Below are 8,026 nucleotides of genomic sequence, written 5' to 3' on the forward strand. Positions count from 1 at the left end.
CCGCCTCGAAGGGAGTGAGCACCCGTCGGTTGCCGGAGCCAGAGACCCATGGAAGAGTTTTATCGTATCCGCCGTTTGCCGCCTTATGTGTTCGAACAGGTCAACCGGGCCAAGGCGGCCGCACGGAACGCTGGCGCCGACATCATCGATCTTGGCATGGGCAACCCGGATCTGCCGGCCCCTCCGCACGTCCTGGAGAAGCTCAAGGACACGCTCGGCAAGCCCCGCACCGACCGCTATTCGGCCTCGCGCGGGATCGGCGGGCTGCGCAAGGCGCAGGCGGCCTATTATGACCGCCGCTTCGGGGTGAAGCTCAATCCGGATACGCAGATCGTCGCCACGCTCGGCTCCAAAGAGGGGTTCGCCAACGTGGCGCAGGCGATTACCGCACCGGGCGATGTCATCCTCTGTCCCAATCCGAGCTATCCGATCCACGCCTTCGGCTTTCTCATGGCCGGCGGGGTGATCCGCTCGGTGCCGTCGGAACCGACGCCGCAATTCTTCGAGGCGGTCGAGCGGGCGATCGTCCATTCGATCCCGAAACCGCTTGCGATCGTGGTCTGCTATCCCTCCAATCCGACCGCCTATGTGGCGAGCCTGGATTTCTATCGCGACCTGGTCGCTTTCGCGAAAAAGCACGAGATCTTCATCCTGTCCGATCTCGCTTACGCCGAGGTCTATTTCGACGACAAGAACCCGCCGCCATCGGTGCTGCAGGTGCCCGGCGCCATGGACGTCACCGTCGAGTTCACCTCGATGTCGAAGACCTATTCGATGGCAGGTTGGCGCATGGGCTTTGCGGTCGGCAACGAACGCATCATCGCGGCGCTGGCGCGGGTGAAGTCCTATCTCGACTATGGCGCGTTCACCCCAGTCCAGGTCGCGGCAACGGCCGCTCTGAACGGCCCTGACGACTGCATCCGCGAGATGCGCGAAACCTACCGGAAGCGCCGCGACACCTTGGTCGAGGCGTTCGGCCGGGCCGGCTGGGAGATCCCCGCGCCGGAAGCGTCGATGTTCGCCTGGGCGCCGCTGCCGGAGGCCTTCAAGGGGCTGGGCAGCATGCAGTTCGCGACCTTGATGGTAGAGAAATCCGGCGTCGCGGTGTCGCCAGGCGTCGGCTTCGGCGAGCATGGCGAGGGCTATGTCCGCATTGCGCTGGTGGAAAACGAGCAGCGAATCCGGCAAGCGGCACGTGGGGTTCGTCGCTTCCTTGAAAGCGGCATTGAAACGTTGCACAACGTGGTTCCCCTCGCCAACCGGCGGTAATATTTCCGGCAGGTTCTTTTCGTGATGGTTGCACCCCTGAGAGTGGGTATCGCGGGCCTCGGCACCGTGGGTGCCGAGGTTGTTCGTCTGATCGCGCGCCAGGAGCGCGTGCTGACTGAGCGTACCGGGCGCGGGATCCGGGTCGTGGCGGTAACCGCGCGCTCCAAGGCCAAGAGCCGCGGCATCGATGTGTCCGGCATTCGGTGGGTCGAAGATCCAATGGCGCTCGCAGCCAATCCCGAGATCGATTGCCTGGTCGAATTGATGGGTGGCGCCGACGGCCCAGCGCTGTCGGCGATCGAGACCGCGCTCAAGTCGGGCAAGTCGGTGGTGACGGCGAACAAGGCGCTGATCGCCAAGCACGGCCTGCGGCTTGCCAAGGCCGCGGAGGCACACGGCGCCGCCTTGAATTTCGAGGCAGCGGTCGGCGCAGCCATCCCGGTCGTGAAGACCTTGCGCGAAGGGCTGGCCGGGACCGGGATCGAACGCGTCTACGGCATCCTGAACGGCACCTGCAACTACATCCTGACCCGCATGGAGCAGGAGGGGCTGTCCTTCGAAGAGTGCCTGAAGGATGCCCAGCGCCTGGGCTATGCCGAGGCCGATCCGTCCTTCGACGTCGACGGTCATGATACCGCGCAGAAGCTTGCCATCCTGGCGAGCCTCGCCTTCGGCACCGAGGTGGCGGAGAGCGCGGTCTATGTCGAAGGCATCTCCTCGATCGCACCCGAAGATCTGCGCGCCGCGGCCGAGCTCGGTTATCGGGTCAAGCTGCTCGGCGTCGCCATGCGCACCGCCAAGGGCATTGAGCAGCGCGTCCACCCGACCATGGTGCCGAAATCGTCCTCGATCGCGCAGGTGATGGGCGTGACCAATGCGGTCACCATCGACGGCGAAGGGATTCCGCCGATCACGCTGGTCGGACCCGGCGCCGGCGGCGCCGCCACCGCGTCGGCCGTCGTCGCCGATATTGCCGATGTCGCGCGCGGCGTGCGTGCAGCGCCGTTTGGTCGCCCCGTCGAAACGTTGCGCGCCACCGAGAAGGCGCCGATGGAGCGTCACGAGGGCGGTTACTACATCCGCCTGATGGCTCGCGATCACGTCGGCACGGCCGCCAGCATCGCGACTCGCCTGGCCGAACAGAAGATCTCGATTGAATCGATCGTGCAGCGCCATCCGGACGGCGCCGGGCCGGCTTCGGTCGGTGAGGGTGCACCGGTGCCGGTCATCCTGATCACCTATGCGACCCACGAGGATGCGGTGTATCGGGCGCTGCAGGCGGTGCAGGACGACAAGGTGATCAGCGGCAAACCGCAGGTCATCCGGATCGAGAAAAATTAGGGCATGATGCTCACGGAACTCATTCGCTGTGCTCAAATTAGCGCATGGTGTTTGGGGAGAGATCATGCTCAAACCGGGCGATCGACGGGCGACGCCAGTCGCCGATCCGGTGCCGTCGTTTCGGAGACGGTTGAGCGATAGAATTGCGGGCGCGGGGCGCTCGCCGTGACGTCTTGAGGAGTTGGCCGATGTCGACGCATATTTCCGTCCCGCAGCAGATGCTGCTCGAGCGCATTCTGACGCTGGAGCTGGTGCGCGTGACCGAGCGCGCGGCGGTGTCGGCCGCGCGCCTGCGCGGCCATGGCCAGGAGAAAGCGGCCGACCAGGCCGCGGTGGACGCGATGCGGCGCGAGCTCAACAAGCTGCCGATCGAAGGCACGGTCGTGATCGGTGAGGGCGAGCGCGACGAGGCGCCGATGCTCTATATCGGTGAGAAGGTCGGCATGAATGCAGGCCCCAGGGTCGACATTGCCGTCGACCCGCTGGAAGGCACCACGCTGTGCGCCAAGAACATGCCGGGTGCGATCGCCACCATGGCGATGGCAGATGGCGGCACACTGCTGCATGCGCCCGACGTTTACATGCAGAAGCTTGCGGTGGGGCCCGGCTATGCCAAGGGCGTTGTCGATCTCGATGCGACGCCGGCCGACAATGTCCGCCGACTCGCCAAGGCCAAGGGCGTCGATCCCGCGCAGATCACCGTGCTGGTGCTGGATCGTCCGCGCCATGCCGACATCATCCAGGGCGTGCGCTCCACCGGTGCCGCCGTCCGCCTGATCACTGACGGCGACGTCGCCGGTGTGATCCACTGCGCCGATCCCGACAATACCGGCGTCGATATGTATCTCGGCACCGGCGGCGCCCCGGAAGGCGTGCTGGCCGCCGTGGCGTTGCGCTGCATCGGCGGCCAGATGCAATGCCGCCTGATCCTCGACACCGAGGAGAAGCGCGAGCGTGCCGCCAAGATGGGTGTCGGCGATCCCAAGATGATCTACGGCATCGAGGACATGGCGCGCGGCGACTGCCTGTTTGCCGCAACCGGCGTGACCACCGGCTCGCTGCTCTCGGGCGTCAAGTTCCGCAAGGACGGCGTGATCGAGACCGAGACGGTGGTGATGCGCTCGGTAACCGGCACGGTGCGCTATATCCGCGCCGAGCACCGGCAGCTGGAAAAATTCCACCTCGATTGATCGGCCGACCACAAGCGGAGCCAGCTGATGTCCGATCTGTCCGCGGTCAAGGCGCTCGTCTTCGACGTATTCGGCACGGTGGTGGACTGGCGCACCAGCCTGATCGCCGATTTCACCAAATGGTCGGAGAGCCGCGGTGTCACCGGCGACTGGACTGCGCTGGTCGACCGCTGGCGCGGCCTGTATGTCGCCTCGATGGACGAGGTGCGCAGGCATCCCGAGCGCGGCTTCGTGGTTCTCGATACGCTGCATCGCCGCTCGCTGGAGCAACTGGTGGCGCAGCTCGGCATCGCCGGGCTGACCGACGCCGACCTCGACTATCTCACCAAGGGCTGGCACCGGTTGCATCCGTGGCCCGACAGTGTCGCCGGGCTGACGCGCCTGAAGCGCAAATTCATCCTCTCGCCGCTGTCGAACGGCAACGTCGCGCTGCTCACCAACATGGCGAAGTTCGCAGGCCTGCCCTGGGACCTCGTGATGTCGGCCGAGCTGTTCGCGCACTACAAGCCGGATCCCGAGACCTATCTCGGCGCCGCCCGCCTGCTGGGGCTGGCGCCGGGCGAGGTGATGATGGTGGCCGCACATAACAACGATCTCGAAGCCGCGCAGCGCAACGGCCTGAAGACGGCGTTCGTGGCGCGGCCGACCGAATACGGTCCGCTGCAGAGCCGCGACTTCGAGGCCACCGGCGCCTGGGACATCGTCGCCAAGGATTTCGGCGCCATCGCCGACCGGCTCGGCTGCTAGCCTCCCGAGACAATTACACCATACCAGCCGAGCCCCCGATACGTCTCGTAGCCCGGCGTCGCGTGAAACGCGATCAGCCGCCGTGATGCGTCCTGATAGAAGCCGCTCGGCTTGCCATCGAGCTTGAGCGCGAGACGCTCGCTCAGAATGCCCTGACCATCAGAGGCGGCGATGATGCGAAAATTCGAATCGACCAGCAGCACGCGCGCTTGGTCGGCGGCGCCGACCCGCACGCCCTGCACGATCGCGCGCGCTTGCGCCTCCCAGTCGAAGTGGATCGCGAGAACGCCGAGCGGCTTGCCATGGGCCTTGCCGTGCTCGCGCACAGAGGCGCAATAGGTCGCGACCTGGGCGTTGCCGAGCAGCGGCTGGCACTCGATGTCGCCGGCGACGTAGTCGTCGCCGGAGCGCAGGCCACGCGCTTCGCGATACCATCTGGTGTCCGCGACACTCTGGCCGACCACCTTGAAGCGATCGGCGCGGCCGTTGGCGATGACCTTGCCGTCGAGATCGCACAGCCAGAGATCGAGATACACGGTGTAGGCCGACAGGATCACCGCGAGCCGCTCGGACACGTGGGACACCGTCGCTGCAGTCGGGGTCGCGGCGCAGTCGACCACGGCGGAATCCGTCGCCCACCAGCGCACGTCACAGGTCCGCTCATAGAGATTGCGGTCGATCAGTTCGATTGCGTTCAATGACAGATCGACCATGCGCTCGCCGCGGGCGCGGTCGGTCATCCGCTCGATCGAACTCTTCAGATTGCCGGTGCGGGTGGTGAGATGGCTTTCCAGTTCGCGCGCGATGGTCTCGACCTGCTGACCGACGGCGCGCACCTCCTGCGCGACCACCGCGAAGCCCGCGCCTTGCGCGCCGACGCGTGAGCTCTCGATCAGCGCGTTCAGCGCCAGCATCTTCATCTGATTGGTGATCTGCTGGATCGACTTGGTCTTCTCGCAGGCGATCTGGTTGACCTCGCCGGTCAGCCGCGCAATCAGCGCGGCGACATCGGTTTCGTCCTCGGCGTTGGCTGCTTGTGATGGAGCGAGGACAGGGGATTTCTTCAAATCAAGCGCAGTCAACATCGGCAAATGGCCTCCACGTTGCGGCGCGCGTCTCGTCCCGGCAAGGAGAGCGCGAGGAAACAAATTGAGGTATATTTGACTCGATTTGTCGTGGATTTGGCCTAACGACGGTTTAATACGGCGCGTTTGCAACCGGCCAAAACTGCCTCTAATTTGAGCAAACTCGATTTTTTGGCAGTTCCCACAGCGATTCCGGCGGTTGCCCTCATGCGTCCTCCGGATGGTGTAGATTCGGGGCTGGCTTCCGAATCGCATCCTCAGCGCATCATGCCCCTGTCCGCCACCGCATTGCCCATCGAAGCACCGCCTGCGTTCCTCGGCGTGCAGCTGTCCCTGACCGGCAAGCTGTGGCGCAGCCGGCTGGATGCGCGCGGAGCGGCACGCGCACTTGCCATCGTGCAGCGCTATCAGCTGCCGGAGATGCTGGCGCGAGTGTTGGCCGGCCGCGACGTCGACCTCGATGAGGTGGCTGATTTCCTCGATCCGACCATTCGCAAGCTGATGCCGGATCCGTTCACGGTGACGCAGATGGAGGCGGCGGCCAAGCGCATCGCGGACGCGGCGACCAGCGGCGAAAAGGTTGCGATCTTTGGCGACTACGATGTCGATGGCGCGACCTCGGCGGCGCTGCTCGCCTGGCATCTTCGCCATTGCGGGCTCGATCCGCTGATCCACATTCCCGACCGCATCTTCGAAGGCTACGGGCCGAACGTAGAGGCCGTGCGTGCGCTCGGCGCGAAGGGCGCGACGCTGCTGGTCACCGTCGATTGCGGCACCACAAGTCTGGAGCCGCTCGCCGAAGCGCGGCGGCTCGGCATGTCCGTGGTGGTGATCGACCACCATCAATGCGGTGAGGATCTCCCGGAGGTCGACGCGCTGGTCAATCCGAACCGGCCTGATGACCTCTCCGGCCTCGGCTATCTCGCTGCCGTCGGTCTGACCCTGGTGACGCTGGTCGCGGTCAACAGAGAGCTGCGCGGGCGCGGCTTCTGGACTCGCGAGATGCCGGAGCCGGACCTGCTGGGCATGCTGCATCACGTCGCGCTCGGCACCGTCGCCGACGTCGCGCCGCTGGTTGCGCTCAACCGCGCCTTCGTTGCCAAGGGGCTGATCGCATTGCGCCGGCGCGATCATGTCGGCCACACCGCGCTGATGGATGTGGCGCGGTTGAACGGACCGCCCGAGGCTTGGCATCTCGGCTTCATGCTGGGGCCGCGCGTCAATGCCGGAGGCCGCATCGGCCGGGCTGATCTCGGCGTGCGGCTGCTGCTCGAAGGTGATGTGTCCGAAGCGGCGCGGATCGCTGCCGAGCTCGACCGCCTCAACAGCGAGCGGCGCGTGATCGAGCAGGCCGCGGAAGCGCAGGCCGAAGCCGAGGCCCTGGCCGCGCTTGGACTGGAAGACAAAGGCAATGTGATCGTCACGGCGTCGGAAGGCTGGCATCCCGGCGTCGTCGGCCTGGTTGCCTCGCGGCTGAAAGAGAAATTTGCCCGGCCGGCCTTTGCGATCGCGCTCGAGCCCGGTGGCATTGGCACCGGCTCCGGCCGCTCGATCCTCGGCGTCGACCTCGGCAAGGCGGTGCGGCACGCAGTCGAGCGGGGCATCCTGATGAAAGGCGGCGGGCACGCGATGGCTGCCGGCGTCACGCTGCGAAAGGAGAAACTTGCGGAGTTCCGCGCCTTTCTCGAAACCACGCTCGGCCCTGATGTCGCAGAAGCGCGGCACGTCAACGAGCTCCTGATTGATGGCGCGATCAGTGCGCGCGCGGCAACGCCCGAGCTGGTCGCGACGCTCAACCGCGCCGGCCCGTTCGGCAGCGGCAATCCCGAGCCCGTCGTGGCGCTGCCCGCGCATCAGCTGGTCTATGCCGATGAAGTGGGGCAGGCGCATCTGAAGCTGCGCTTCAAGGCTGGCGACGGCGCGACGGTGAATGGCATCGCCTTCCGTTCTGTTGGCCAGAAGCTCGGCAATGCGCTGGTCCAGCATCGCGGCCAGTTGCTGCATGTCGCCGGAACGCTCGCGGTCGATCGCTACCAGGGTGTCGAGCGGGTGCAGCTGCGCGTGCTCGACGTCGCCGTGCCGGACCAGGGGCCTGCAGTGATCAGGTGATCCGTAGCTGTTGATCATTTGCGACAGCCGCGTCATCGCAATGATGGACGAGGTGAAAGAGCTGGCGTCTCCACATCGTCATTCCGGGGCGCGACGAAGTCGCGAGCCCGGAATCCATAACCACCATCGTGAGTATGGATTCCGGGCTCGCGCGTTCCGCGCGCCCCGGAATGACGGCACATACGGCCTTCTGTCGTTCTAACATGAGTTCGTATTCCCGCGGCACGTGCTGCCCGAGTTATGCTGCTCTCGTCACCCTCTCGAAACGAAGAGGGTGCAGGTAAT

General features: G+C 65.6%; 6 protein-coding genes. 5 read left to right on the top strand and 1 reads right to left on the bottom strand.

The annotated features are described in order from the left end of the window. Window positions 1–48: 48 nt before the first annotated feature. The 4 genes from BRAS3843_RS21975 to BRAS3843_RS21990 all read left to right on the top strand — a co-directional run bounded on the left by BRAS3843_RS21975 (window position 49) and on the right by BRAS3843_RS21990 (window position 4,547). Window positions 49–1,269, top strand: a complete 1,221-nt coding sequence (locus tag BRAS3843_RS21975; RefSeq protein WP_008971252.1) for an LL-diaminopimelate aminotransferase — start codon at window positions 49–51, stop codon at window positions 1,267–1,269. Window positions 1,270–1,293: 24 nt separating this feature from the next. Next, complete coding sequence (locus BRAS3843_RS21980; protein WP_008971253.1) at window positions 1,294–2,610, top strand: homoserine dehydrogenase; 1,317 nt, start codon at window positions 1,294–1,296, stop codon at window positions 2,608–2,610. A gap of 188 nt (window positions 2,611–2,798) precedes the next feature. Next, on the top strand, window positions 2,799–3,800 hold the full coding sequence (gene glpX, locus BRAS3843_RS21985) for a class II fructose-bisphosphatase (RefSeq protein ID WP_008971254.1): 1,002 nt from the start codon (window positions 2,799–2,801) through the stop codon (window positions 3,798–3,800). Between the two features lie 27 nt (window positions 3,801–3,827). Next, on the top strand, window positions 3,828–4,547 hold the full coding sequence (locus BRAS3843_RS21990) for a haloacid dehalogenase type II (protein WP_008971255.1): 720 nt from the start codon (window positions 3,828–3,830) through the stop codon (window positions 4,545–4,547). On the opposite strand, the gene BRAS3843_RS21995 is transcribed toward BRAS3843_RS21990, so the two are convergent. After that, complete coding sequence (locus BRAS3843_RS21995; RefSeq protein WP_008971256.1) at window positions 4,544–5,632, bottom strand: methyl-accepting chemotaxis protein; 1,089 nt, start codon at window positions 5,630–5,632, stop codon at window positions 4,544–4,546. The genes BRAS3843_RS21990 and BRAS3843_RS21995 overlap by 4 nt on opposite strands. A 267-nt stretch (window positions 5,633–5,899) precedes the next feature. On the opposite strand from BRAS3843_RS21995, the gene recJ reads away from it, so the two are divergent. Next, on the top strand, window positions 5,900–7,741 hold the full coding sequence (recJ, locus tag BRAS3843_RS22000) for a single-stranded-DNA-specific exonuclease RecJ (protein ID WP_008971257.1): 1,842 nt from the start codon (window positions 5,900–5,902) through the stop codon (window positions 7,739–7,741). Window positions 7,742–8,026: the final 285 nt, after the last annotated feature.

Origin of the sequence: Bradyrhizobium sp. STM 3843, from assembly GCF_000239815.1 — a bacterium.
Taxonomy (GTDB): Bacteria; Pseudomonadota; Alphaproteobacteria; order Rhizobiales; family Xanthobacteraceae; genus Bradyrhizobium.